General features: G+C 71.3%; 1 protein-coding gene. It reads right to left on the bottom strand.

Annotated elements, in window-relative coordinates; all coding sequences use genetic code 11:
• Window positions 1-43: 43 nt before the first annotated feature.
• On the bottom strand, window positions 44-981 hold a 938-nt coding region (locus tag BIU89_RS12880; protein WP_071247113.1), incomplete at its 5' end, for a DNA recombination protein RmuC.

Here is a 981-nt window from a genome sequence, read left to right on the forward strand (position 1 = left end):
GTGCGGTGCGGTGCGGTGCGACGGTACGGTCCGGTGCTGCGCGTCAGTCCTCGTCGACGGCGCCGACGAGCTCCGGTGCCGTGAGCAGCCGCGGCTCGTCCTCGATCGACGACGGGTCCGCGATGACCTTCGACTCGTCGAGCAGCGACAGCCGACGGGCGCTCGGCAGCACCTGGCGTTCGAGGGACCCGACGAAGCGGTTGTAGTCGACGACCGAGCCCCGGATCGAGCGGCCGAGCTTGTCGACGTGCCCGGCCATCGTGGAGAGCCGGCCGTAGAGCTCGCGGGAGACCTTGAAGAGCTCGTGCGCCTCTTGCGACACCACGTCCTGCTGCCACGAGAACGCCACGGTCTTGAGCACGGACCACAGGGTCACGGGTGAGGCGAGGGCGATGCGCTTGCGGAAGGCGTGGTCGAGCAGCCCGGGGTCGGCGGCGAGGGCGCTCGAGATGAGTGACTCGGACGGGATGAAGGCGACGGTGAGCTCGGGTGAGGCGTCGTACCCGGTCCAGTACTCCCGTGCGGCGAGGGCGTCGACGTGCGCGCGGAGCGCCTTGACGTGCTGGGCGATGAGCTGGTCGCGTCGTGCTGCCTCGGCGCCGGTGGCGGTCGCCGGGATCTCGGCGGCCTGCAGGTAGGCGCTGAACGGCACCTTGGCGTCGACGGCGATGGTCTTGCCGCCGGGCAGGTGCACGACCATGTCCGGCCGGGCGGAGCCGACGGCGGTGGTGACGGAGGACTGCACGTCGAAGTCGACCCGTTCGAGCAGCCCGGCGGCCTCGACCACGTTGCGCAGCTGCGTCTCGCCCCAGACACCGCGCGTGCTGTTCGACGACAGGGCGTTGGCCAGGGTGTCGGCGGTGGCACGGAGGCGCTCTTCGGACTCGGCGGCCGACCGGAGCTGCGCCGACAGCGCGCCGTACTGCTCGCTCCGCGACTGCTCGAGCTCGGCGATCTTCGTGCGCATCACGTCGAGCGTCT

This window comes from Curtobacterium sp. MCBA15_005, assembly GCF_001864855.1.
Lineage (GTDB): Bacteria > Actinomycetota > Actinomycetes > Actinomycetales > Microbacteriaceae > Curtobacterium > Curtobacterium flaccumfaciens.